The sequence below is a fragment of the Mycobacterium sp. HUMS_12744610 genome (assembly GCF_041206865.1).
GTDB classification, from domain to species: domain Bacteria; phylum Actinomycetota; class Actinomycetes; order Mycobacteriales; family Mycobacteriaceae; genus Mycobacterium; species Mycobacterium servetii.
Genome location: NZ_JBGEDP010000001.1, coordinates 1,054,804 through 1,078,592 on the forward strand (window position 1 = coordinate 1,054,804; position 23,789 = coordinate 1,078,592).

The 23,789-nt window shown below is 67.8% G+C and carries 19 protein-coding genes and 4 pseudogenes; 11 read left to right on the forward strand and 12 right to left on the reverse strand.

The features are described 5' to 3' along the window. The first annotated feature begins 43 nt into the window (after nt 1-43). Both AB8998_RS05355 and AB8998_RS05360 read left to right on the forward strand, forming a co-directional pair. Entirely contained in the window at nt 44-2,005 is a 1,962-nt protein-coding gene (locus AB8998_RS05355) for a heavy metal translocating P-type ATPase (protein WP_369741424.1), read from the forward strand. Between the two features lie 233 nt (nt 2,006-2,238). After that, entirely contained in the window at nt 2,239-3,537 is a 1,299-nt protein-coding gene (locus AB8998_RS05360; RefSeq protein ID WP_369741425.1) for an MCE family protein, read from the forward strand. Between the two features lie 12 nt (nt 3,538-3,549). Here AB8998_RS05360 and AB8998_RS05365 read toward each other — a convergent pair whose 3' ends face one another. After that, entirely contained in the window at nt 3,550-4,161 is a 612-nt protein-coding gene (locus AB8998_RS05365) for a TetR/AcrR family transcriptional regulator (RefSeq protein ID WP_369736950.1), read from the reverse strand. 95 nt (nt 4,162-4,256) lie between these two features. On the opposite strand from AB8998_RS05365, the gene AB8998_RS05370 reads away from it, so the two are divergent. From AB8998_RS05370 to AB8998_RS05385, 4 genes are read left to right on the forward strand one after another with little or no spacing between them, the layout of a single operon-like run. After that, on the forward strand, nt 4,257-5,087 hold the full coding sequence (locus AB8998_RS05370) for a mycofactocin-coupled SDR family oxidoreductase (protein WP_369736951.1): 831 nt from the start codon (nt 4,257-4,259) through the stop codon (nt 5,085-5,087). Then, a complete protein-coding gene (locus AB8998_RS05375) occupies nt 5,084-5,914 on the forward strand; it encodes a mycofactocin-coupled SDR family oxidoreductase (RefSeq protein ID WP_369736952.1) in 831 nt (276 codons plus the stop codon). The genes AB8998_RS05370 and AB8998_RS05375 overlap by 4 nt, the downstream gene beginning before the upstream one ends. Nucleotides 5,915-5,924: 10 nt before the next feature. Beyond that, nucleotides 5,925-6,716, forward strand: coding sequence for a carboxymuconolactone decarboxylase family protein (locus AB8998_RS05380; protein ID WP_369736953.1), 792 nt, complete (start codon nt 5,925-5,927; stop codon nt 6,714-6,716). Further along, nucleotides 6,713-8,197, forward strand: a complete 1,485-nt coding sequence (locus AB8998_RS05385) for an aldehyde dehydrogenase family protein (protein WP_369736954.1) — start codon at nt 6,713-6,715, stop codon at nt 8,195-8,197. Before AB8998_RS05380 ends, AB8998_RS05385 begins: the two co-directional genes overlap by 4 nt. Nucleotides 8,198-8,227: 30 nt before the next feature. Here AB8998_RS05385 and AB8998_RS05390 read toward each other — a convergent pair whose 3' ends face one another. Then, a complete protein-coding gene (locus AB8998_RS05390; RefSeq protein ID WP_369736955.1) occupies nt 8,228-9,067 on the reverse strand; it encodes a mycofactocin-coupled SDR family oxidoreductase in 840 nt (279 codons plus the stop codon). Between the two features lie 85 nt (nt 9,068-9,152). Further along, nucleotides 9,153-9,707, reverse strand: a complete 555-nt coding sequence (locus AB8998_RS05395) for a TetR/AcrR family transcriptional regulator (RefSeq protein ID WP_369741426.1) — start codon at nt 9,705-9,707, stop codon at nt 9,153-9,155. Nucleotides 9,708-9,912: 205 nt separating this feature from the next. Between AB8998_RS05395 and AB8998_RS05400 the strand changes: the two genes are divergently transcribed. Further along, nucleotides 9,913-10,107 (forward strand): ferredoxin, encoded by a 195-nt coding sequence (locus tag AB8998_RS05400; protein WP_369741427.1) that lies wholly within the window; start codon nt 9,913-9,915, stop codon nt 10,105-10,107. A gap of 43 nt (nt 10,108-10,150) precedes the next feature. Then, a pseudogene (locus AB8998_RS05405) lies at nt 10,151-10,486 on the forward strand (cytochrome P450); the annotation flags it as partial. A gap of 7 nt (nt 10,487-10,493) precedes the next feature. Here AB8998_RS05405 and AB8998_RS05410 read toward each other — a convergent pair. Further along, nucleotides 10,494-11,750: an ISL3 family transposase gene (locus AB8998_RS05410; protein ID WP_369736942.1), complete on the reverse strand. Its 1,257-nt coding sequence runs from the start codon at nt 11,748-11,750 to the stop codon at nt 10,494-10,496. Nucleotides 11,751-11,862: 112 nt separating this feature from the next. Here AB8998_RS05410 and AB8998_RS05415 point away from each other — a divergent pair. Further along, nucleotides 11,863-12,831: pseudogene (locus tag AB8998_RS05415) on the forward strand (cytochrome P450); the annotation flags it as partial. 7 nt (nt 12,832-12,838) lie between these two features. Here the strand turns inward: AB8998_RS05415 and AB8998_RS05420 are convergent. Genes AB8998_RS05420 through AB8998_RS05435 form a run of 4 tightly spaced genes read right to left on the reverse strand, consistent with a single transcriptional unit; the run spans nt 12,839 to nt 19,027 of the window. Further along, on the reverse strand, nt 12,839-13,915 hold the full coding sequence (locus AB8998_RS05420) for a PDR/VanB family oxidoreductase (protein WP_369736956.1): 1,077 nt from the start codon (nt 13,913-13,915) through the stop codon (nt 12,839-12,841). Further along, the gene (locus tag AB8998_RS05425; protein ID WP_369736957.1) at nt 13,912-14,838 is read right to left on the reverse strand and encodes an alpha/beta fold hydrolase; all 927 of its coding nucleotides are present in this window, start codon (nt 14,836-14,838) and stop codon (nt 13,912-13,914) included. Before AB8998_RS05425 ends, AB8998_RS05420 begins: the two co-directional genes overlap by 4 nt. A 15-nt stretch (nt 14,839-14,853) precedes the next feature. Then, a complete protein-coding gene (locus AB8998_RS05430; protein ID WP_369736958.1) occupies nt 14,854-15,762 on the reverse strand; it encodes a metal-dependent hydrolase in 909 nt (302 codons plus the stop codon). A gap of 19 nt (nt 15,763-15,781) precedes the next feature. Then, nucleotides 15,782-19,027, reverse strand: a complete 3,246-nt coding sequence (locus tag AB8998_RS05435) for a thioester reductase domain-containing protein (RefSeq protein ID WP_369736959.1) — start codon at nt 19,025-19,027, stop codon at nt 15,782-15,784. A 272-nt stretch (nt 19,028-19,299) separates the two neighbouring features. On the opposite strand from AB8998_RS05435, the pseudogene AB8998_RS05440 reads away from it, so the two are divergent. Beyond that, nucleotides 19,300-20,224, forward strand: a pseudogene (locus AB8998_RS05440) (DMT family transporter). 23 nt (nt 20,225-20,247) lie between these two features. On the opposite strand, the gene AB8998_RS05445 reads toward AB8998_RS05440, so the two are convergent. The 4 genes and pseudogenes from AB8998_RS05445 to AB8998_RS05460 all read right to left on the reverse strand — a co-directional run bounded on the left by AB8998_RS05445 (nt 20,248) and on the right by AB8998_RS05460 (nt 23,115). Beyond that, entirely contained in the window at nt 20,248-20,943 is a 696-nt protein-coding gene (locus tag AB8998_RS05445) for a histidine phosphatase family protein (protein ID WP_369741428.1), read from the reverse strand. 715 nt (nt 20,944-21,658) lie between these two features. After that, on the reverse strand, nt 21,659-22,576 hold the full coding sequence (locus tag AB8998_RS05450) for a CocE/NonD family hydrolase C-terminal non-catalytic domain-containing protein (RefSeq protein ID WP_369736960.1): 918 nt from the start codon (nt 22,574-22,576) through the stop codon (nt 21,659-21,661). Between the two features lie 30 nt (nt 22,577-22,606). Beyond that, nucleotides 22,607-22,951 (reverse strand): annotated as a pseudogene (locus tag AB8998_RS05455) (CocE/NonD family hydrolase). Continuing rightward, the gene (locus AB8998_RS05460) at nt 22,894-23,115 is read right to left on the reverse strand and encodes a hypothetical protein (protein WP_369736961.1); all 222 of its coding nucleotides are present in this window, start codon (nt 23,113-23,115) and stop codon (nt 22,894-22,896) included. The pseudogene AB8998_RS05455 and the gene AB8998_RS05460 overlap by 58 nt, the downstream one beginning before the upstream one ends. 62 nt (nt 23,116-23,177) lie before the next feature. Between AB8998_RS05460 and AB8998_RS05465 the strand changes: the two genes are divergently transcribed. Continuing rightward, nucleotides 23,178-23,777, forward strand: coding sequence for a TetR/AcrR family transcriptional regulator (locus tag AB8998_RS05465; protein ID WP_369736962.1), 600 nt, complete (start codon nt 23,178-23,180; stop codon nt 23,775-23,777). The last annotated feature ends 12 nt before the right edge of the window (nt 23,778-23,789 follow it).

Sequence of the window (23,789 nt, forward strand, 5' to 3'; positions counted from 1 at the left end):
ATACGCACGACCATGCAGATATGGTAGTCGGGTGACTTCGGGCATGCCCACCTCCATCCCTTCGCGTCTGGACCGCGACGAGCGGGCCCACTCGTGGCGATCGCCGCGGTCCAGCGCATGGTCGCTACCCGAGGTGCGCTGGGCGCTCATCGCGACCGGGTTGTTCGGAATCGGCCTGCTGGCACAACTGGTCGGGGGGCCGACCTGGCTGTACTGGGCGCTCTACCTCGCCTGCTACGTCACCGGGGGATGGGAGCCGGGGCTTGCCGGCCTGCAAGCGTTGCGGGACAAGACCCTTGACGTCGACTTGCTGATGGTCGCCGCCGCCATCGGCGCCGCGGCGATCGGCCAGGTTTTCGACGGCGCGCTGCTCATCGTCATCTTCGCCACCTCCGGCGCGCTGGAGGCCGTGGCGACCAAGCGCACCGAGGACTCGGTGCGCGGACTGCTCGACCTGGCACCCGAAACCGCCACCCGCATTACCGCAACCGGCGCCGAGGAGGTGGTCGACACCGCGACCCTGGACGTCGGCGACGTGCTCCTGATCCGCCCCGGGGAACGCGTCGGCGGCGACGGTGTGGTGGTCGACGGCGCCAGCGAGGTCGATCAAGCCACCATCACCGGCGAGTCCCTGCCCGTCGACAAGACCGGTGGCGACGAGGTGTTCGCCGGCACGCTCAACGGCACCGGCACCCTGCGGGTGCGGGTCACATGCCCGGCCGCCGACACCGTCATCGCGCGGATCGTGGCGATGGTCGCCGAGGCCAGCGCCAGCAAGGCCCGCATGCAGTTGTTCATCGAGAAGGTCGAACAGCGCTACTCGGTGGGCATGGTGGGCGCGACCATCGCGTTGTTCGCGATCCCGCTGTGGTTCGGCGCCGAGCTGCAGTCGTCGTTGCTTCGCGCGATGACCTTCATGATCGTGGCCTCCCCCTGCGCCCTGGTCCTTTCCACCATGCCGCCGCTGTTGGCGGCGATCGCCAACGCCGGGCGTCATGGTGTTCTCGTCAAATCGGCCGTCGTGCTGGAAAAGCTCGCCACCGTCACCCGGGTCGCGCTGGACAAGACCGGCACACTGACCGAAGGAGCGCCGCAGCTCACCCACGTTCGGGTGCTGTCCGGGCCGGGCTTGAGTGAGCATGCGCTACTGGCGCTGGCCGCGGCCGCCGAGCACCCGTCGGAACACCCGCTGGCCCGGGCGATCGTCACGGCCGCGCGGGACGCGCATCTGCCGCTGGCACCCGCAACCGACTTCGCCTCGACACCCGGACGCGGGATTCGCGCCCGCGTCGGGGCCGACACCGTCGAGGTCGGCAGTCCCACCCTCCTCGACGAACGCGACGACGCCGCCCGGGCCGCCGTCACCGATCTCGAACACGCGGGCCAGACGGCGGTCGTCGTGCGCGTCAACGGCGATGTCGCCGGGCTGCTCGGGCTCGCCGACCGACCCCGCGGCGAGGCCGCCCCCGCCGCGGCCCGCGTCGCCGCGCTCACCGGCACCGAGCCCGTGCTGCTGACCGGGGACAACCCCCGCGCCGCCGCCCGCCTCGCGGCCGATCTGGGTATCTCTCAGGTCCGGGCTGGGCTGCTTCCCGAAGACAAGGTCACCGCGGTCCGGGACCTGGAAGCCGGCGGCGCCAAGGTGATGCTCGTCGGCGACGGGGTCAACGACGCCCCGGCCATGGCCGCCGCCCATGTCGGCGTCGCGATGGGACGTTCCGGCTCCGACCTCACGCTGGAAACCGCCGACGCCGTCATCACCCGCGACGACCTTGCCACCGTTCCCGCCGTGATCGCCCTCGCGCGCCGCGCCCGCCGGGTGGTCGCCGCCAACCTCGTCATCGCCGCGACGTTCATCGCCGTGCTCGTCACCTGGGACCTCGTGGGCCACCTGCCGCTGCCGCTGGGCGTGGCCGGCCACGAGGGCTCCACCGTTCTGGTCGGCCTGAACGGTCTGCGATTGTTGCGCAACGGCGCCTGGCCCGGTTCCAGGGCCGGCGCATAGGGGTTGGGCCCGCGAATGGCCTCCGGGGGAAGGACAGCCAGGACAGACTCACCCGCGGGGCAGCTGTTAATGTCCGGATAGACCCGAAGTTCCCGCCTGGCGAGTAACGGGATCAACGACGCCGCCCGATCGGTGTCGTAGTGAGTGTCCGAGCAGGGGAGGGAAACGTTGAGCTGGCGCCTGAGCGTTTCGGCTGGGCCCGTGGCCGGCGAGGCGGTGTAGCTGCCGTGTCCGTGCAGGTCAACAAGCCTCATAAGCCGCCCTACAGGTTGACCGCCGTGGCCATGGTGGTCGTGGCCGTGGTGGCCGCCGCGTTGGTGTACGGGCAGTTCCGGGGTGATTTCACGCCGAAGACGAAGTTGACGATGCTGGCCTCGCGGGCGGGGCTCGTGATGGATCCGGGGTCGAAGGTCACCTACAACGGGGTGCAGATCGGGCTGGTGGCCGACATCGCCGAGACGCAGCGCGACGGCAAACCGGCGGCGAAGTTCACCTTGGACGTCTATCCGCGGTATCTGCATCTGATCCCGGCCAACGTGACCGCCAACATCGAGGCGACCACGGTGTTCGGCGGCAAGTACGTGTCGTTGACGACGCCGAAAAACCCTTCGCCGCAACGGATCACGCCGTCGACGGTGATCGACGCGCGCGGTGTGACGACCGAGATCAACACGTTGTTCCAGACGATCACCTCGCTGGCCGAGCGGGTGGATCCGGTGAAGGTGAACCTGACGCTGAGTGCGGCCGCGCAGGCGCTCTCGGGGCTGGGCGAGAAGTTCGGGCAGTCGATCGTCAACGCCAACGCGGTGCTCGACGACGTCAACCCACAGATGCCGCAGATCCGTTCCGATGTGCGCCAGTTGGCGAACCTGGGGGACACCTACGCCAACGCCTCGCCGGATCTGTTCGATTTCCTGAGCAACGCGGTGGTCACCTCGCGCACGCTCAACGCCCAGCAGAAGGATCTGGATCAGGCGTTGCTGTCGGCGGCGGGGCTGGGCAACACCGGCGCGGAGTTGTTCGACAAGGGTGGGCCGTATCTGGCGCGCGGGGCCAAAGACCTGGTGCCCACCGCCCAACTGCTGGACACCTACAGCCCGGCCATCTACTGCACCCTGAAGAACTATCACGACATCGTGCCGGCCACCGGGGCGTCCGAGGGCGGTTTCAACGGCTACTCCCTGAACATGAACACCGAGGCGCTGTCGGGCCTGGGCCTGGTGGCCAACCCGCTGTCCCTGGCCACCACGGCCGTGCTGACGATGGGGCTGGGCGGCATCGCCGGCGTGGTCGGCGGCGCCCCCAACCCCTACATGTACCCGGAGAACCTGCCGCGGGTGAACGCCCGCGGCGGCCCGGGCGGCGCGCCGGGCTGCTGGCAGAAGATCACGCGTGACCTGTGGCCGGCGCCCGAGCTGGTCATGGACACCGGCAACAGCATCGCGCCCTACAACCACCTCGACACCGGTTCCCCGTACGCGATCGAGTACGTCTGGGGCCGTCAGGTCGGCGACAACACGATCAACCCCTGAGTGCGCCCGGCGCTAATGGCGGCAGACGCTTTCGTGCGCCTTGGTCAGCCAGTAGACGGCGCGCTCGATTGCGGGCACGATGTCGCTGATCGCGATGGCGCCCGCGGCGAACTGGCCTAGCGTCCCGTAGACGACGCCGGTCAGGATGCGGCCCAGGTCCTCGGCGAAGCGGTCGTCGCAGTTGCGCAACACGGTTGTTGCTGCGGGTACGACGACGTCGAAGCCGTGCTGGGTGAGTTCCGCACCGCCCGGGCCGGTTTGGGCGCGAACGTACGCATGCAGCATCCGTGGATGCTGCTCCCAGGGTTCGAAGATCGCCCGGAAGATCCACATGAGCCCGTCGTACAGCGATTCCTCGGACAGCGAGCTGCGCGAGGTGACGGCGGCGTAGCGATGGGTGTCCATCCACCAGCGCAGCGCAGCGACGATGAGCTCGTCCCGGGTGCGATAGCGCTTGTAGATCGTGGTGAGCGACACGCGGGCCCGGCGGGCCACCTCACGCAGCTGGACGGCGTCATAACCCTGCGAGTCGATCAGCTCGACGACGATGTCGATCACGGGATCGGGCGCCGGGGCCGCCGCCGATTCGTCGCCGCAGTATTGGGATGCCGCTTTACCGACCACGATAACAATGTTACTGTCCGCTGCAGAGTAACGCAGTTACTCACCGTCGAAGCGGTGGGCGAAGAGCGGGTCGTCGTAGCGAAGCGAGGGGCGTTGTGGGTGATCTCGAGGGCAGGGTGGCGTTCATCACCGGGGTGGCGCGGGGGCAGGGTCGCAGCCACGCGGTGCGACTGGCGCGGGAGGGCGCCGACATCATCGGTATCGACATTTGCGCCGACATCCCGGCCAATCACTATGCGATGGCCGGCCGCGATGAGCTGGACGAAGTGATCGGGCTCGTGGAGGCAGAAGGTGCGAAGATGTTCGGCACGGTCGCCGACGTGCGTGACTTCGACCAGGTCAAGGCCGCGGTGGACGCCGGCGTCGACCACTTCGGCCGACTCGACATCGTTTGCGCCAACGCTGGAATCGCGCCCGTGGCGTTTCGTGAGTTGAGCATCGTCGAGGAGCTGGCGCAGTGGAAGGCGGCAATCGGCGTCAACCTCGACGGCGCCTATCACACTGCCTGGGCTGCGATCCCGCATCTGCTTGCCGGGCAGCGCGGCGGGGCGATCGTGTTCACGAGCTCGACGGCCGGCCTGCGCGGCTTCGGCGGTCTGCAGGGCGGCGGGCTGGGGTACGCCGCGTCCAAACACGGGATAGTGGGGTTGATGCGTACTCTGGCAAACTCGTTGGCGCCAAGTAATATTCGTGTCAACACGGTACATCCCACGGCGGTGCGGACGATGATGGCAGTCAACCCGGCGATGACCGAATTCTTGGAGAGCTTTCCCGAAGGTGGTATGCATCTGCAGAACCCGATGCCGGTCGAACTGCTCGAGCCCGAGGACATCAGCGCGGCGATCGCCTACCTGGTTTCCGATGACGCCAGATATGTCACGGGCGTGACGTTCCCCGTGGACGCCGGCTTCTGCAACAAGCTATGACCGCCATGACGCAGACTCGAGTACCGGGTCGGGTAGCCGGCAAGCGCGTGCTGGTCACCGGCGCGGCCCGCGGCATGGGCCGCAGCCACTCCGCGCGCCTGGCGGAGGAGGGCGCGGACTGTCTGCTGGTCGACATCTGCGATACCCCCGGAGGGCTGGAGTACGAGCTGGCCACCGAGGACGACCTGCGCCAGACCGCTGAACTCGTTGCCCAGCATGGCCGAACGGCCGTCGCGAAGGTCGCCGACGTGCGGGACGCCCAAGCGCTCAGGTCCGCCGTGGACGAGGGGGCTGCCGAACTCGGCGGCCTGGACGCCGCGGTGGCCAACGCCGGAGTGTTGACGGTCGGCACCTGGGACACCACCACGCCCGAGCAGTGGCGCCTGGTGGTGGACACCAATCTGATCGGCGCCTGGAACACGTGCGCGGCCGCGCTACCCCACCTGATCGCCGCCGGCGGTGGAAGTTTGGTCAACATCAGCTCGTCGGCCGGCATCAAGGGCACGCCGCTGCACACGCCGTACACGGCCGCCAAGCACGGTGTCGTCGGGATGAGCTTGGCCCTGGCCAACGAGCTCGCCGCACGGAGCATTCGCGTCAACACAGTGCACCCCACCGGCGTGGCCACCGGAATGGCGCCGCCGTCGATGCATCAGCTCATTGCCGAACAGCGACCCGATCTGGCTCCGATATTCATGAACGCGCTACCGGTGTTGATGACCGAGGCGATCGACGTGAGCAATGCGGTTTTGTTCCTGGTTTCCGACGAGGCCCGCCACGTGACCGGGCTTCAGTTCACCGTCGATGCCGGCGTGACGATCAGGTAGCGGGGCGAAGATGAGCAACCAGAGCCAACGGCGTGAGCGAGGCATTCGGGAGTTCGTCGAGGTGATGACGGTCGCCGCGCCGGAAGACATCAGTCCGGTTGTCGCCAATGGGCTGCTGGACTTCGTGTTCGCCGAGGTGTGGGCCCGACCGGGGCTTGGTCGACGCGACCGCCGCTTCGTCACGCTGGCCTGCGTGGCCGGCGCGGACGCCACGCCGGCCCTCGAGCTGCATGTCTATGCCGCGCTGAACAGTGGCGACCTCACGATCACCGAAATGCGCGAGGCGGTGCTGCATTTCGCGGTGTACGCGGGATGGCCGAAAGCCTCCCAATTCAACATGGTCGTCGACGCGCAATGGGATCGCATTCTACGGGAGCGCGGCGAGCAAGCTCCGCCGGTAGTACCGTCGTTGCCGCCGGCCACCCCGGGCGATCCCGAGGAGCGGATGGCCTGTGGGGAAAGGGCCTTCCGTGAGATCAATTGCCTGCCGTTCGCGCCAACGCGGGACAACCCGTATTCGGGTGCGGGCATCCTCAACTTCGTTTTCGGTGAGATGTGGTTGCGTCCCGGGCTGGGTATGAAGGAACGGCGCCTGATCACGCTGGCGTGTGTGGGCTTCCAGGACGCCCAGTATCCGATCATGTCGCATGTCTATGCCGCTTTGAAGAGTGGCGACGTTTCCTTTGACGAGATGGACGAATTAGCGCTGCATTTCGCCGCATACTACGGATGGCCAAAAGGTTCCTACCTCAATCAGGTCATCGCCGAGCAGAAGCAGCGTGTTCTCGAGGAAGCCCGATGAGTGACGCCCCACCATCCTCGGTCGACGCCGTTGCGCTGCCGTCCGGTGCGCTGCTGATCGCGGACCAGTGGGTAACCGGCGCCTCCGGCGGCACCCACCGGCACATCTATCCGGGAAACGGGCAACCGAACGCCTCCATCGAACTGGCGGGTCCTCCCGAGATCGATCGCGCGGTCGCGGCCGCCTGCGCCGCCCAGCGGCAATGGATTGGCTATCCGGTCGATCGGCGCCGCGACCTGCTGATCAATCTGGCGGATCTGGTGGCCGAGCATGCTTCCGAGCTGGCCGCTCTCAACGCCTGTGATTACGGGGTTCCTTTGGCGATGGGCGGCAACTCGCTACTCACCGAGCGCTTTCTGCGCTACTACGCAGGTTATGTCGACAAAGCCCACGGTCTGAGCACTCCGGTCAGCGGCAGCTTCGACGTGAACATCGTCGAACGCGAACCCTACGGTGTGGTCGCCGTCATCGCGCCCTGGAACGGCCCCTTGGTGGTCGTCGGGTCGGCCGTCGCGCCCGCATTGGCTGCTGGAAACGCCGTCATCCTGAAGCCTTCCGAACTCGCACCGTTAACGTCGTTGCGGTTCGGCGAATTATGCCTTGCGGCGGGACTGCCGCCGGGACTGGTCAATGTGCTGCCGGCCAAAGCCGAGGGCGGGCGAGCATTGGTCGCGCATCCCGGGATCGGCAAGATCCATTTCACCGGCGGCCACGAAACCGCGCGCCACGTACTGCGCGCCGCCGCGGACAACCTGACCCCGGTGGTCGCCGAACTCGGCGGGAAGTCGGCCAACATCGTCTTCGCCGACGCCGACCTCGACGCTGCCGCCACCCTCGCTGCGTTCCAGGGGCCGCTGACCCAATCGGGACAAAGCTGCGCCTGCGCGAGCCGAATCCTCGTCCAGGACGCTGTCTACGATGAGTTCCTGAGCAAGTTCCTGGCCGCCGTCCAGTCGGCGCCGGTCGGCGACCCGCTGCGTCCTGACGTGGTGTTCGGACCAGTCGTCAGCGAAGACGCGGCCCTGCGGATCTTGTCCGTTATCGACGACGCGATCACCACGGAGAGCGGAGCCCTCGCTCTGGGCGGCAAACGAATAGGCGGTGAACTCGCCGCCGGCTATTACATCGAGCCAACCGTATTCACCGAGGTCGACAACACCGCAGCGCTGGCCCAGGAGGAGACTTTCGGGCCGGTGGTCTCGGTGATGCGGTTCCGCGACGAAGACGAGGCGGTTGCCTTGGCCAACGCCACGCGCTATGGCCTCAACGCTTTCGTGCAGACGACCGATCTGCACCGCGCCCACCGCGTCGCACGACGACTCGAGTCCGGCTCGGTGTGGATCAACACCCACAGCGACATCGAGCCGCAGGGCCCCTATGGCGGATACAAACACAGCGGGTTCGGCCGCAACGGAGGGCCCGATGGTCTCTATGAGTTTCTGCAAGCCAAAAACATCCGCATCGGGATGCCCGCCACGTAAGAAGCTGCGATGGGCGGTGGGGGTATGGGCCTACTTGAGCATACTCCCCGCGTCGACCGTAAGAGGAAGCCCTGTGACGTAACGGGATTCGTCGGAAGCCAGGAACAGCACCGCGTTGCTGATGTCCACCGGCTCGACCCAGCCGATCGGTAGGACGTGCATGAATTCCGCGGCGACCTTCAAATCGTCCGGGCCGGGGTTTTCCAGATCGGGTCGGAACAGCTTCATCGTTCCCTCGTTCATGAACAGCGGTGTGTTCACGTTGGTGGGGTGAACCGAGTTGACCCGGATGAAGTGCTGGCCGAGTTCGACGGCGAAGGTGCGCATCAGACCCACGACACCGTGCTTGGCCGCGATGTAGTGACCGGTGTGAGGGTAGGCCTTGAGTCCACCGACCGAGCTGGTCAGGATGATCGAACCGCCCTGACCCTGGGAAATCAGGTGGGGAACACCGGCCTTGACGGTCTTCCAGACTCCCGCCAGGTTGACGTCGATCATGTCTTCCCAGTCGTCTTCGCTTGTCTTGTCGAGGGTTTGGCCCCCGTTGCCGATTCCGGCGTTGGCGCAGATGATGTCCAAGCGGCCCAGCTGCTCGACGCCGTTGTCGACCGCCGCCTTCAGGGCGCCGTAGTCACGCACGTCGACTTCGGCGGTCACGATCCGGCGGTCGAGTGCCTTGACGAGGTCTGCCGTCTCGGCCAGGTCATCTGGTGTCGGGGCCGGGATTTCGCGGTTGCTGCTGATCCGTTTGCAGACGTCGATCGCAATTATGTCGGCGCCTTCCTGGGCCAGGCGCACCGCATGGCTGCGTCCCTGGCCGCGGGCCGCGCCGGTGATGAATGCGACCTTGCCCTCAACTCGTCCACCCATGACTGCACCTCACTGCTCGAAGACATTTGTCGATCGATCAGGAAGAGTGGCACCGATCCGCGGCGGTGTCAACAGTTGGCCATTTCTAGCTGCGTTGTGCCGTAGGGGCCGGAGTTGGCTTGAGTAGCGCCACCTGCCGTTGGACGAAGGCGCGCAATTCGTCGTGCCCCTGCGTGACGCCGACGGCGCTCTCGTTGCACAGGCTGCGCGCGGTCTGGGCGATCAGCATCGAGATCGCCACCGGGGGAAACTCCCCAAGATCGATGCCGTTGGCGCGCAGCACCATCGTGGCCGCCGCCGTCTCGATGTCGCGTACGCGTTCGGCATACGCCTTGAGCTCCGCGCCGATCGCCTTGCGATGGTTCGCCAGCGCCATGAACTCGGCATTGAGGGCGGTCGTCGCCGAATCGCTATTCAGTAGCCACAACGCCTGCAGCGGATCGTCATCCGTCAGCAGGGCGCGCATGCGCGTCAATGCCGCCTCCGCGCCGGCGCGCAGCACCTCCACGAACAGGTCGTCCATTGTCGGGAAGTAGTAATAGACCAGGGCCTGTTTGACGCCGGCCTCCGCGGCGACGCGGCGGGACGTGGCCGCGGCATAGCCTTCTTCGCGCATGATGCGCGCGGTCGCCTCGATCAGCCTGGTGCGTGCCCCGGCATTCGGCAGGTCGGATTTTCTTGACCGCCCGGCGCGGTCCGTGGTAGGCATACCGCATCCTAGCAATTTGGTCGGTCGATCAGTGCACGACGGCACGAACGCGAGTGAGCCGGAAATGGAGGGCCGTGCGGAGCACGTCGAAGGACACCACCGCAGATCGTTCGGACGGGCGGCGATGACCGCGCACATGCGCGTCCGGGTGGATCCCCGCCTGTGTGAGGCGCACGCCCTGTGTGTCGAGATTGTCCCAGAGGTCTTCGAGCTTGGCGATGACATCGCGTCGTGCGAGGAGACGCCCGATGAGTCCTTGTGGCGCAGCGTAGAAGCCGCCGAGGCCGCGTGTCCGCGCCAAGCCATCACCGTGATCAGGGAAGAACACTGAGCTTCATGCGACGGATTTTCACAGTCCCGGAAAGGATTTGCCCATGAAGAGCCTCGCGGACGTCGACTACTTCACCGACGCCGACATCGCGCAGAACCCCTACGCCTACTGGGATTACCTGCGCAGCCAGGGCCCGGTTCTCCGGGAGCCGCATTACGGGGTCGTGGCCGTCACCGGTTACCAGGAGGTCCAGGCCGCTTTCAAGGACTTCGACTCGTTCTCGGCGGTCAACGCGATCGGCGGCCCTTTCCCCCCGTTGCCGTTCACCCCGCAGGGCGACGACATCAGCGCGCAGATCGCCGCGCATCGCCACGAGTTCCCGATCTTCGAGCACATGGTCGTCATGGATCCCCCCGAACACGAGGATCTACTGACGTTGTAGTGGGTCATTTCCGTCCGGGTAGTGCTGGGCAGAGGCCGCCTCGGGTGAGCATGGCCATGGCGATGAGTGCGTCTGGGCTGTGGAATCCGTAGGCGCGTTTGGTTAATGCCCGCAGGTGGGTGTTGGTGGCTTCGGATCGGGCGTTGGACAGGCCGTGATCGAGCGTGTTCCAGATGAGGTCGCGGTAGCGGCGGATGCTGCGGGCCAGCGCGGCGAACTCGGGGATGCGTGAGTGCGACGCCCACGACAGCCAGCCGGCCAGCAGCTGCCGCCCGTGGGTGCCCTTGACCCGAAACACCTCGCGGAGTTGCTCTTTGAGCAGATACGCCCGGTAGAGGGTGCGGTTGGTGTCGGCGATCTTAGCGAGGCTGGTGCGCTGCTCGCAGGACAGGTCAGCCGGGTTCTTGCGGGTCGCCCACATGGCGTGCCGATCGGTGATCCCGGCGCGGGTCATGGTGCGTACCCGCACCTTGTCCAGTGCCTTCATGGCCCAGGCCACGACATGAAACCCATCCAGGCAAATCAGCGCCTGCGGCGCGCGGGCACGCACCAGGGCGTGGATCCATTCCGCCCCGTCGCAGCTGACGTGGGTGAGCAGCTTGGCCCGCTCGGCGCCGAGCTGATCGAAGAACCGGCCCAGCGTGTCCTGGTTGCGGCCCTCGCCGGCCCACACCAGCCGGCCTGTCGTGTGGTCAACCACGCACGTCAAGTAGCGATGTCCCTTGCGGTAGGCGATCTCGTCGATGCCGATCCGCGACAGTCCGGCGAGCAGGTCGTTGGTGTCGCGGCCATCGGCCACCACCCTGGTCACGATCGCCGCCACGGTGCGCCAGGCGATCTGCAGCAGCACCGTGAGCACACTCAATGCGGTGTGCGCGGCCAGCCACGCGCAGGTGTCCTCGAACGCCCAGGTGTGTTTGGCGCCCGGCCGCGCCCACGGCACATGCGCAACCACCACCCCATGCTCGCCGCATGCCACCCGCGGGGCCGCGGCCTGCAGATACGCCTTTGTGGTCCCCACATCCAGGGTCCGCCAGCGCCTGATCCCGTTCCCGTCCCGGCCCCCCGCGTCATAGCCCGGGCACCGCTTCCGGCACCGCGAGCACCGGCCCGCCTGCGACGCCTTGGGCCGCACCGAGAACACCAGAACTTCGGAGGTCTTCGGCTGCTTCCGACCCGTGGTCTCGGTCTCGATCGTCACGTCCTCGATCACCATGTTTTGGTCACCCAGACCGCTCGCCAATACCCTGGACATGCGCAACGCCGTAGCTCCTTCTCGCGGATTGAACCCTAGACAGTCCAAAACGTAAGCAGGACACGGCGTTGCGCCCAAATTCCCAGGTCAGCGAACCCACGACAACGTCACAAGAGCCGAACACGACAAGGCGCGCTCCCTGCTCGGGCGGCTGCTGACCCCGCGCCGGCTGCAGGAAAACCGGGACTACATCTGGCAATTGGCGGACCGCCAGTTCGACGAGTTCGTCGCCAACGGCCGTTGCGAGTTTCTCGGCGAGTACGGCAAACCGTTCGCGACGCTGGCGATCGCTGACCTGCTCGGGGTGCCGGACGAGGACCGAGCCGAGATCCGCCGCAACCTCGGGGCGGGTAACGCCCCGGGCGCCAGGGTGGGCGCCCTCGACCACGAGCCGGTGGGCAGCAACCCGCTGCAGTACCTCGACGACCTGTTCAGCGGCTACATCGCCGAGCGGCGAGAACGGCCCCGCGGCGACGTGCTCACCGGCCTGGCCACCGCGACCTATCCGGACGGCTCGACCCCGCCGCTTCTGGAGGTGGTCCGCCCGGCCACCTTCCTGTTCGCGGCCGGCCAGGAGACCGTGACCAAGCTGCTGAGCTCGGCGGTGCAGGTGCTCGGCGACCGGCCCGACCTGCAGGCGCGGCTGCGTGCCGACCGAGACCTCGTCGGCCCGTTCATCGAAGAGTCGCTGCGCATGCAGAGCCCGACCAAGGTCGACTTCCGGCTGGCGCGCAAGACCACCACGCTGGGCGGGGTGCCCATCAAGGCGGGCACGGTGCTCATGCTGTGCCTGGGAGCGGCCAACCGCGATCCCCGCAAGTTCGAGAACCCCAACGAGTTCCAGATTGACCGCACGAACGTGCGCGAGCACATCGCGTTCGGCCGCGGAATCCACACCTGCGCGGGCGCGCCACTGGCCCGCGTGGAGGGGCAGGTCACGGTCAACCGGCTGCTCGACCGCACCCGCGAGATCGTGGTCAGTGCGGCCAAACACGGCCCGCCTACCGACCGTCAGTACCGCTACGAGCCCACCTTCCTGCTGCGCGGGCTCACCGAGCTGCACATCGAGTTCACCCCGGCGGACTGACCCGCGCTCAGGCGTCGATCACCACGCGATGGCCTTTGGCCCGCGACACGCAGACCAGCATCTCGTCATCGCCCTCCGCGGCGCGGCCCCGGCGGTCGACCTCCCCGGCCAGCACTTTGACCTTGCAGGTCCCGCAGAACCCCTGCCGACAGGAGTATGCGGCGCCCGGGTCACCGTCGAGCATGACGCCCAGCGCCGAACGGTTCGCCGGCACGGCCAGCACCCGACCTGAGCGCGCGAGCTCGAGCTCGAACGGGGCGCCGTCGACAACAGGTGGGGGACTGAACCGTTCGTAGTGCAGCGGCGCGTCGGCGTGTTCGTCGCGCGCGGCGCGCACCGATTCCAGCAGCGGGGTGGGCCCGCACACGTAGACCGCTGTCGCGGGCCCGGCCCCGGCGAGCAGGTCGGCTGCCGTGGGGATTCGGGTGCGCTCGTCGTCGGCCCACACGGTGACACGCTCGGGGGCCACCGCCATCACCTCGTCCAGCAGCGGCATGTGGCCGCGGCTGCGTCCGGCGTAGACGGCGCGCCAGTCGATGCCACGCCGCTGCGCCGCCCGGATCATGGGCAGGATGGGTGTCACGCCGATGCCGCCGATCACGAACAGCACGTCACGCTCGTCGGTGACGAGATGGAACGCGTTGCGGGGACCCTCGAAGACCAGGGTGTCGCCGACGCCGTAGGCGTCGTGCATCTCGATCGAACCGCCGCCGCCGTCGGCGATCCGACGCACGGCGATGCGATAGTCGGTGCGCCGCCCGGGCGGCCCGCACAACGAGTACTGGCGCCGGCGGCCCGACGGTAACCGGACGTCGATGTGCGCTCCCGGGGTCCAGGACGGCAGCAACCCACCTTGGGTGTCGGCGAGCGTCAACCCGACCACGTCGGATGTGAGCTGCTCGCGCCGGGTGACCACGGCGGTGTTGGTCCGCTGCGCCGGCACGACACGCGACGGTGTCCAGCGCGACGCCGACGCGAAGCCACCGAAGAGAACGCCGGCGCCCCAGAGCGCGGTGTACATGCGGTCGTGCCTGCGGCGGCCGTACAGGTCCGCCGGCCTGCTGTGCCAGAGGCCCAGTGTCACAACGAATGTCCTATTCCGGTGGTATGTCCGTTGGTGCGCGCGGCGATGCGGTCGACCCACTCGCCGGTCAGGCGCGCGACGACGTCGGGGTGCGAGGTCACCACCCAGTGGCCGCCCTCGATCGGAACGACGCGGCTCCCGGCCGGGATCGAGGCGGCGAACCGCTGCAGGGCCGGCGACACGAAATAGTCCTGACGCGCCACCAGCACCTGCACGGGGACGCTCGTTTGCGGCAACTGCGGCGGTGGCGCCAGGACCGGCCCGGGCATGTTGGCCCGATAAAGGTTGAGCCCGTTGAGGTAGTCGGCGATCGACCGGTACCGCGCGCCGCGCCCAACCGCGGTGCGTGGGCGACCGATCCGTTCGACGGCCTCGAAGACCTTCACGGTCGCGCGGGTCCGGATCGCCAGCTCTGGTATCGCCGGGCACAGGAAGAACCAGATGTACGTGGACGCCAGAACCTGTTTGGCGACGTCGGCAACAGCGCGGGGCGTGCGTGCCGACCGCAGAAACTTGCCCGCGTAGCTCAGGTGCGGCCCGGAGATCGACGTGAAGGAGGCGACCTTGCCCGTCACCGTCTCGTCGGTGACGGCCGCCCAGCTCTGGATGGAGCCCCAGTCGTGGGCCAGCAGGTGCACCTCGCCGACGCCGAGACGGTCGATCACCGCGCCGATATCCGAAACCAGCTGCGGTAGAGCGTATCCCGGCCTACCAGCCGGGCGCCCCGATTCCCCGGACCCGCGCACGTCGTAGGCCGCGACGTTGTAACGCAGACCGAGGTGTTCGGCGACCCCGTCCCACACGTGGTGGTTGTCCGGATAGCCGTGGATGGCCAGGATTGTCGGGCGTCGCGTGTCGATCTCGGTGTAGGCGTGGACCGCCAGCGGCACGCCATCCGCTGCCGTCACGGTGAGCTGGGTCATCGGTCCTCCGGAAAGTCAGTGCGCCGCGCGGGCCGCGGGCGATCTGGCCAGGTAGTCGACCGCGCGGCCGACGCCGCCCAGCTGCGACGGATGGAAGCTGGGCTTGTAGTAGGCGAGGATGACCCGCAGGAATTGGAAGGGCCCGGGCACCAGCGCACGGCGCGAGGCGCCGAAGTAATCGCGCCAGCGCGGCCTGGTCCCCGGCGGCAGGTGCGGGTCGACCGAGTACATGAACCGCACGCCGCGGATGAACAACCACAGCAGCGTCGGCGTCACCAGCAGCTGGGTGCGCACCTGTCGCCAATATCCGGCGCGCAGATGCTTCATGGTGTCGAAGGCGACCGCCTTGTGTTCGACTTCTTCCGCGCCGTGCCAGCGCAGCAGGTCCAGCATCACCGGGTCGGTGCCGAGGGCGTCGTGTTGGGGGGTGTCGAGGACCCATTCGCCCAGGATTGCGGTGTAGTGCTCGAGGGCCGCGATCATCGACACCCGCTCGACCAGCCAGCTCTGCCGGCGCCGCGGGCTCCACCCCGGCCGGTCGCCGACCAGCTTCTGGAACAGCCATGCCATCTGGTTTGTGAATGGCTCCACATCAACGCCTTTGGCGGCGAAGTGCTCGATCACCCCCGAATGCGCCTGGGAATGCATCGCCTCCTGGCTGATGAATCCCTGTACGTCGTGGCGCAGTTGGTCGTCTCGGATCAACGGTAACGCGTCTTTGAACGCCCCGACGATGAACTCCTCGCCGGCCGGCAGCAGGAGGTGTAGGACGTTGCAGAAGTGGGTCGCGAAGGGCTCGCCGGGCACGTAGTAGAACGGCAATGTCGCCCAGTCGAATTCGACGTCGCGCGCTTGCAGGACCAGCCGCTCGTGATCGGGCGACGCGTCGCGTGGACCCGTCGCCCGGTCATCGACAGTGAACATCGTGAACTCCCCGGATTCGTCAGGCGATTCGTCGCTTCTCGGCCTCGTCCTGCCCGATCAGGCCTTCTCCGCGCAGGAACCGGACGAGGTTGTCGACCGTTTCGGCCAGCGCGGGTTCGCGCAGGCGGAAGTCGGCCCGATCGCGCGCCTGCCGGTAGCGGGCGTTGTCGTAGCGCTTGTCGCGCATCGCCGCGATCTTGCCGGACGAGCGGATCAGGAAGTCGGCCAGCGGATACAGCGGGTCACGCTGACCGCATCGGCGGTCGATCTCCTCGACGAACGAGGGGATGTCGTGGTAGTCGAAGCGATACCCGTGGCGTTCGGACAGGATCCGCGTGACGTCCATGAGGTTGTAGTAGTCGTCCGCGGTCATGTTGAACACGGTGCCCGCCTCGGCGGGGAGGCCCATCAGTTCCACGATGTGCTCGGCGATCAGATCCGCCGGCAGCAGGCTGATCTGGTTGAGGGCGTTGACGGCCACGCCGTGCTCGATCATGAACGCCGTGAGGCGCACGAGGATGTCCTCCTGGCTGCCGAAGCCCGCGCTGGTCGGCGAGATGAGGGAGGGTCGGTAGATGCGGACATCCAGGCCTTGCCGCTGCGCGGCCAGCACCAACTGCTCGGCGACCCACTTCGTCTGGGAGTAGCCGAAGTCCAGACCGCTCATCTGCTCGTTGGCGTCCCATTCCCCGACCACCGGCAGGGTGCTCCAGCCGTAGATGAAGGTGCTCGACACGAGGTGGAACGCCTTGCGGTGCGTGGTCATGGCCAGGCGCAACAACTCCCACGTCCCGGAGACGTTGGCGGGCCGCAGGGCGTCGTAGGTCCGGACGTAGTTGACCAGGGCGCCGTTGTGGACGATGGCGTGGATGTTCTCCGCGAGCCAACGGAATTCCGCCTCGCCGATCCCCAGGTGCGGTTCGGACAGGTCTCCGCACACCACCCGCGCCCTCGCCCTGGCCTCCGCCTCCAGTTCCGGAGACCACAGCCGGGCGCGGTGCAGGGAGGCGACGATGCGGTCCAGGCCGTGCTCGGGATCCGTCGCGCGGATCAGCGCGTGGATGGTTTGAGAACCGCGTTCGAGCAAGCTGGACAACAGGAACGGCCCGAGGAAGCCGGTGGCGCCGGTCAGCAGGATGTCGGTCACCTCGCCCGGCCGCGCCGGCGGGAGGGCCGGCAGCGGCAGTTGCGCGTCGGCGCGCATCTTGCCGGTCTCGTAGGCCTCGTATTCCTCGGCGATCTGCGCCAGCGCCCGCCGCAGGGCATCCAGCGGTTGCCCTGATGCGTCGCCGAATTGCCTTACCAGGCCGAAGAATTCGGCCACCGTCAGCCGTTGGAGCAGGCGCGTGTTCACCTCTCTTGCCAGTTCCCCGGCACCGTGCTCTTCGAGCAGGGCCTGCAGGTCCCCGCGCAGCTCGGCCAACGCCAGCGAGTCGATGCCGAGGTCGGCGAAGGAGCAGTCCTCCTGCCCGGTGAGGTCGTAACTCTCGATCAGATCGCGGAAGCGCTCCCGCGGGCCGGCCCCGGTGTCCAGGCCCTCGCGGGTCCGCCGGTGGGTGTAGCTCGTCACCGTGGGCAGCTCGTCTTCCAGCCAGAGTTTGCGGGTGTGCGCGCGCCGGATCTTTCCCGAGGTGGTCTTGGGGATGCTGCGCGGGGGTGCGAACACGATCGTGTGCGGATCGATGTGGCCGTGCCTGCGGATGGCGCGTGCCAGCATCCTGCCGTCCGGCAGGTTGCGCTCGTCGCGCACCTCGGCCACCACCACCAGGGCTTCGGCGTCGTCCCGCTCGACGGAGAAGGCGGCGACGCAACCGTTGCGGATCTGCTCGGCCGACCGCTCCACGATCGCCTCGATGTCGGAGGGGTAACAGTTGACGCCGCGGACGATGATCAGGTCCTTGCTGCGCCCGCAGACGAAAAGCTCTCCCTCGTAAAGGAAGCCGAGGTCACCGGTGCGCAGGTAGCCCCGCGGATCGTCGCCGGCGATGCGGGCTTCGAAGGCCTCCGCGGTCAGCTCGGGGCGATTCCAGTACCCGTCGCCCTTGGACGCACCGTCCACCCAGATCTCGCCGACGCGGCCGTCGCTCAGCGCCTGCCCGGTGTCCGGGTCCACGATGCGGACCAGGTTACCGGTGGTGGGCTTGCCGCAGCTGACCACCTGGGCCTGATTGTTGTTCTCGGGCAAGGCTTTTTCGACCCGAGCGACATTCTTCTCCAGCGCCCGTTTGTTCAGCGCCAGGGTCTGGCGGCCGCGGATGGACACGATCAGGGTATTTTCGGCCATGCCGAATGCGCCGGTCAGCGCCCCGGGCCGTAGGCCATAGGGCGCAAAGCGCTCCCGGAAGCGGGCGAAAGTCTTGGCGCGCAGCGGTTCAGCTCCGACGACCACGCAGTCCAGAAAACTGAGGTCGATTCCGTCCAGCTCGGACGACGGCAGCTTGTCCTCGCGCAGGCAGTACTCGAGGGCGAAGTTCGGCGCCGGGGAGTGGGTCGCGCGCACCTCGCTCATGAGCCGCAACCAGGCCGACGGCCGCGCGAGGAAGTCGATGGGGGACATCGCGTGCGTGGTCCCGCCGAGCATCATCACGAACAGGTAAGCGGAGATCAGCCCCATGTCGTGGTGCTGCGGGAGCCAGCTGACCGCCGTCAACTCCTCGTCGGCGAAGGCCGAGGCGTTGGCGATGACATTGGCGTGGCTGACGATCACACCCTTGGGGTCACTGGTGGAGCCGGAGGTGTACTGCAGGAAGAGCACCCGTCCGGGCGTGTCCGGAACGGGCGCGCCGCCGAAGTCTTGCGTGCAATCCGTCGCGAACCACGGCAGCTCGGGCAGCCGCTCGGTGTCCGGCCAGGGCAGGCCGCCCTCCCGCTGGCCGAGCATCATCCGGTAGTCGTACTCGAACTGCTTGGTCGACAGCACCGCCGTGGCCCGGCAGTCACGGGCGATGAAGCCGAGCTTGGCCAGCCCGGCCTCGAATGCCATGGGCAGGGGAGGGCTGACGGGCACCGCGATGACCCCGATGCGCGCGCACGCGTAGAACGCGGCCACCATCTCCAGACCCGGCGGATAGACGAGCAGAGCCCGCTCTCCCGGTCGCAGCCCCGCCTCGGTCGCCAGATAGGCGGCCAGCTCCCGGGTGCGCTCAGCGAAGCCCTGGTAGGTGTAGTGCTCGAGTTCGCGGCCTTCGACGTCGACGAACCGGAAGAGTGTCTGATCGGGCTTCCTGGCTTCCCACATCGCCAGGTAATCGATAAGCGTCTCCATCGTGGGAGTCATCCCCTTCCGGGTTCGTGGTACCGAAATCGACAGCGGGCCGGATAAATCGGTAAGAACCCAATGTAGCGCCGAATATCGGCTTCAGGCAAATGTCGAGGAAGCTTTATTTGGCATCGCATATCGAATTCACAGGCCGCGCCTAACCTGTGCGGAGAACTCGGGCAGCGGCGTCACGATATGGATGCGTGAATACGAGAATCAGTAGATCATCACGCCTATTAAATGGACTGATGCGGCAACCCTCTGCGAATGTACCGATACTGACGCGTGCATTTCCGCCTCTCCGTGTTTATGTATGTCGGGCCTCCGTAATATTCGATTATGCCGGTACTAGCGGCACATTGTGTGTGCGCTGGGCAAATCGAATTGGTGCCCCATATGAATCGCTAGGCAGATGTGAGCGGCATCGGCCGGGGGCCGTGGCGCGGCTGGGTGACATCGCGAGCTACTGCCTGATCGCGGCGGCCCTAGACAAGGGTTCGGTGATATTGGTCACCGCGCTGCAGGTGACGGCGCTGCTGTTCGCGCTGCCCATCTATGCGAGGTTGTCCCGTCATCGGATCACCAGCCGGGAATGGATGTGGGCGGTGTTGCTGGCCGGGGCGCTGGCGGTGATCGTCGCGGTCGGCAACCCGGCGGCCGGGCAGCAGCGGGCGTCGATGCAGGCCTGGCTGATCGTGGCCGCCGTGCTGGGTCCGGTGGTGGTCCTGTGCCTGATGGGCGCCCGGGCCTGGTCGGACCGCCCGGTCGCGGCGGTGCTGCTGGCGGCGGTGGCCGGCTCGTTGTTGGGGCTGTTCGCGGTGCTGACCAAGAGCGTCGTCGACGTGATCGAGCACGACGCCGGTCACCTGCTGCGCACACCGGAGCTCTACGCGTGGATTTTCGCCGGGGTGGGCGGGATGATCTATCACCAGTCGGCGTATCGCGCCGGCGCTCTGACGGCGTCCTTCCCGACGATCATCGTCGCAACCGCTGGTGGGCGGGATGCTCGGCGTCACCGTGCTCGGCGAGACGCTGCACGCGGACGGCACCGGCTGGCTGGTGCTGGCCACGGGCGCGGCGTTGGTGTTGGTCGCGACCGTCGCCCTCGCGCGCGGGGAGGCCGCGACCGTCGGTGCCGGCGCGGGGCGCGACGTGCGGATCGCCGAGCGGCCCACGGTTCCATCCCCCGGCTTCAGTGGCTGACGGCCCCGCCGTTCACGCCACGGTCAGCACGGTGGCGGATCGGCATCCCACTCGGTCAGATCCCATCCCGCGGAAGGGTTTCCGGTGAGCACCACGCGGCCCAGGTTCGGCAGCGGATTGCCGGCCAGCAGCGAGCGGTCGGGATTGTGCACGTTCATCAGCACCCAGAGCATGATCGCGGCGGCGTGCGAGAACGCGACCGGGTTCACATCGCCGCTGTCATAGATGCGTTGGACGGCCTCGCCGAAGCGGGCGTTGAATTCGTTGCCGTCGATCGAGCCCGGGATCCGCGCGCTGCGGTCACCGTGCAGCCAGCGCAACGGGACGGCCAGGTACGTCTGCGCCACGCCGGCCTCGGGTTGTCCCTCGTACTGACCGGCCTCGATTTCGCGGAGGCCGGGCAGCACGTCGATCGGTTCGCCCAGCGACTGCGCCGTCGGTGTGGCGGTCTCCTGGGTGCGGATCATGGTGGAGGCGTAGACGCCGTCGTAGCGGTGGGCGCTCAACGGCCCCGCGTCCAGCGTCGCCTGGCACCAGCCCCGCGGCGTGAGTTCCGGGCCGGGAACCGAGGTGTCGATCAGGCCCGAGGCGTTGCCCTCCGACTGGGCGTGCCGCACCAACGTCAGCGTGATGAGGTGCGGACCGGCCGCGCGTGCGGACCCGCAGCCCGCCACCGACGCCGCCAACACCGCGATGGTGGCGACGAAACGCCTTGGTATCACCGGATTGTCACCAGTGGCCGCGCCGACCCCGGCGCGGGACCCTGCGCCGGGCAGCCCGCGCGGCCCGGCGTTGACCAACCGTGTTTCATGCGCGGAGTCTACGGCTTGGCCGAACCGCGGTGCCGCATAAGCCGGCGGCATTGGGGACTTACGGCCCTTTACACGCCGCGGGATGACGGGGCAGCATCAAACGAGTGGGAATGCAGACCCACGGCAGTAAGGGCGAAAGGCACCCATCATGAGACGTGATGGCGACGAAGTTGAGTTGGCACGTAAGAAGGCAACGGACGGCCGTCCCGGTGATCGCCCGGCGGTCGGCGCCTATGTCGTCTGGCCTGTCCCGGACGTCGGAAGGCTTGCGGCGCAGCCGTCTTTGATCCAGGCAATTGCGGCGCGGAACACGGGGTTCCGCCCCGGGTGGTGACAGTGCCGCGCTCCGTCATGACCGGCGCGCAAGCCGGCTAACTGGGCGGAGCGTGCTCTCCGGGTCGCGGGCATTCGGCGGCCAGGTAAATGCATACGGCGCCGTCTGCCGAGCCATTCCGGTTCGATCGGCCGTTTACAGCGGCCGCACTCTGGGTCGGCGGCCATGGGTTTCTCGCTTCCGTCTGCCGACTACCCCGGTCATCATTGTGCGCATCTTCGCGCGGAGAGATGCCGTTATCGGGAACATCGTCGTGAGACCTCCCCGTCGGCCACCCTCGCACCGGGATCAGCGGCCGCGACGACGACCGGACCGTGTTGAGGCTGCTGGTGCCGACGCTGGCGTGGCGGAAGTTCGTGATCGTCGGTATTGACGGGTCCTGGTCGTCGCCGGCGAGCACCAGCCAGACGCGGTGACCCGACTTGAAGCGTCGGCCCTGGGCGCCAACGGAATTCGATAGACGACGTCCTCACCCAACGGGATCGCCGGTGGGGTGCGGCACGGCAGCACCGGGGCGCCCGGGGGGCTGGCCGCCTGGTCGACTTCGCGCATGCTGCCGCGCAGCCAGCCCGCGGTCACCTCCAACACCTCGCCGTCGGGGCCCGCGTCCTGCAGGGTGGCCATACAGGCGACGTCGATCGCCGTCGCGGAGGCGATGAGGAGCAGTTCGATGTCGCCGGCCACGTCGAGGTCCGCGTCCAGCGGTGCGCTGTCCCACGCGAGGATCGGCGGCGGGTCGGTCTCGCTGGCCCTGACGCGGCCCAGGCCCGCGCCCAGCACCAGGAATTCGCGCCCGCCCGGTGGCCAGGTCAGCCCGAACCTGCCCAGCATTCCCATCCGCCCCCGATCGTTGCCCGACAGCGCGTTCCACGCGGCGAAGGTGGACGGCAGGTGCAGTGGCACGTTCTCCCAGTCGCATCCCAGGTAGGCCGGGATATCGATGTTCTTCAGGTGCGGCAACAGGTTTCGCTCCTCTCGCCAGTCGTCGCGGGCGGGGTGCCGGACCGCGGCCTCGTGCCACAGCTCGTCCCAGTGGTGGGGATTGTGCGGCAGCCTGAGCGGTTGGCGCAGCATGGTGACCGCCGCCTCGCCGTTCATGGTTTCGAATTTCTTGTGGATCCGTGAGCTTTTCAGTACCCGCCGGGCCAGGCCGACCGGCATGCTGCGCCAAAGCTTCTCGCTGCGCTCGGAGGTCAGGCCCGTCATCGCTCAGGAACGGGGTGATGAACGACGAGCTCAACAGGCCGTGGTGGTGGCGCCCTCATAGAGGTCCGCCGTCACGGCCAGCGGGAAGATCGCCTTCAGATGGGGCTGCCGCTCGACGGCCGCCTCGAGTTGGGTCATCGCGAAGTAACTGATGCCGATCATGGCGACGTTGCCGTCTCACCACGGTTGCGCGGCAACCCACTCCACGCGGGCGTGGACGTCGCGGCGTTCCTGGGCGTCGAAGAAGGCGAACGTGTCGCCCGTGCCGCGCAGGTTTGCGATGACGTGCACGTAGCCGCGTGGCACCCAGAAGTCCGTCACCCCGGCCTCGATGAATCCGGCCGGGGTGGCCCAGGTCCTGCATCTGGCGCGGATAGGGACAAGCGGCCGTCGGCGTCGGGCCGGTGGACGTCGGCGAGCAGCGTGGTGCCGTCGCGCACGGCGATCTCGGTGTTCAGGTCGCTGCGGGAGCCGTATCGCGGTTCGCTGAGGTTGCGGTAATCGCGCCCGGTGGTTTGCGGGCCGTTCAGCTTCGTCATAGTTTCACGCTACGTTGAGACTAGTCTCAACGCAAGATGAAACTTCGCGATATGGTGGGGCGATGGCCAAGCGAGCGATCCCCCCGGGCCCGCGCGACGAACGCGGCGTGTTGGCCGCGCGCATCCTGGCGGCGGCGCGCGACGAATTCGCCGAGCACGGCTGGGCCGGCACCGCGATCCGCGCCGTCGCCCGCGCCGCGGACGTGGACCCGGCGCTGATCTACCACTACTTCGGCTCCAAGGAGGGCCTGCTCGACGCCGCGACCGACCCGCCGCGGAAGTGGCTCGAGTCGGTCGTCGCGACGTGGGCGGCGCCGACGTCGGACCTGGGGCGTCAGCTCGTCCGCAACATGCTGGCCAGCTGGGCCGACGAGGAGATCGGCCCGATCCTGCGCGCGGTGATGATGACCGCCGCGCACGACAGCAAGACCCGCGACAAGCTGCGGGCGATCGTCGAGCGCGGCCTGATCGGCCAGTCCACGCTGGGGGCCGACGAGGACGAGCGGCTGCGGCGCAGTGGTCTGATCGCCACCCAGCTGATCGGGCTGGGGATGGTGCGGTACGTCTGGCAGATCGAACCGATCGCGTCGATGTCCGACGACGAGGTGGTGGCGGCGCTGGCGCCCAACCTGCAGCGCTACGTGGAGGGCGACATCGGGTGACGGCCCGGCGCG

Bases quoted from the DNA above. Each gene is read 5' to 3' on its own strand.
- AB8998_RS05385 (WP_369736954.1), top strand. From the start codon at position 6,713: ATGAGTGACGCCCCACCATCCTCGGTCGACGCCGTTGCGCTGCCGTCC.
- AB8998_RS05460 (WP_369736961.1), bottom strand. From the start codon at position 23,115: ATGACGAAGCTGAACGGCCCGCAAACCACCGGGCGCGATTACCGCAAC.
- AB8998_RS05465 (WP_369736962.1), top strand. From the start codon at position 23,178: ATGGCCAAGCGAGCGATCCCCCCGGGCCCGCGCGACGAACGCGGCGTG.
- AB8998_RS05355 (WP_369741424.1), top strand. From the start codon at position 44: ATGCCCACCTCCATCCCTTCGCGTCTGGACCGCGACGAGCGGGCCCAC.
- AB8998_RS05430 (WP_369736958.1), bottom strand. From the start codon at position 15,762: ATGTTCACTGTCGATGACCGGGCGACGGGTCCACGCGACGCGTCGCCC.
- AB8998_RS05390 (WP_369736955.1), bottom strand. From the start codon at position 9,067: ATGGGTGGACGAGTTGAGGGCAAGGTCGCATTCATCACCGGCGCGGCC.
- AB8998_RS05425 (WP_369736957.1), bottom strand. From the start codon at position 14,838: ATGACCCAGCTCACCGTGACGGCAGCGGATGGCGTGCCGCTGGCGGTC.
- AB8998_RS05375 (WP_369736952.1), top strand. From the start codon at position 5,084: ATGACCGCCATGACGCAGACTCGAGTACCGGGTCGGGTAGCCGGCAAG.
- AB8998_RS05450 (WP_369736960.1), bottom strand. From the start codon at position 22,576: ATGACGGGCCTGACCTCCGAGCGCAGCGAGAAGCTTTGGCGCAGCATG.
- AB8998_RS05380 (WP_369736953.1), top strand. From the start codon at position 5,925: ATGAGCAACCAGAGCCAACGGCGTGAGCGAGGCATTCGGGAGTTCGTC.
- AB8998_RS05400 (WP_369741427.1), top strand. From the start codon at position 9,913: ATGCGCGTCCGGGTGGATCCCCGCCTGTGTGAGGCGCACGCCCTGTGT.
- AB8998_RS05435 (WP_369736959.1), bottom strand. From the start codon at position 19,027: ATGGAGACGCTTATCGATTACCTGGCGATGTGGGAAGCCAGGAAGCCC.